General features: G+C 65.9%; 1 protein-coding gene. It reads right to left on the bottom strand.

The features are described from left to right. The coding region (locus AC0IY1_RS25390) for an NAD-dependent epimerase/dehydratase family protein (protein ID WP_471773349.1) at window positions 1-122 on the bottom strand (122 nt) is incomplete at its 3' end. Between the last annotated feature and the right edge of the window lie 145 nt (window positions 123-267).

Genomic DNA, 267 nt, shown 5'->3' with positions numbered 1-267 from the left:
ATCGGGTTGGCCGCGTAGGTCAGCGCGTCGAGCGTCGCCACCTCGTGCCCGAGCTCCTGCACCAGGTGCAGCACCAGAGCCGATCCGATGAAGCCGCAGCCGCCCGTCACCAAGATGCGCATGGGATGAAAGGTCTCTCGTGAAGGCGATTGGGGGAACGATCGCGGGGAACAGCGGAACCGGATCCGGACGTATCCTGCCGCAAGAGCTTCAGAAAAGCGGCGGAAGATCGGCCAGGCGCGGGGCGATCCGGTCCTTGGCCGAGAG

This window comes from Methylobacterium sp. AC690, assembly GCF_979256535.1.
Note: the sequence above shows the minus strand (reverse complement) of the source record. Positions and strands in the feature narration are given on the sequence as shown.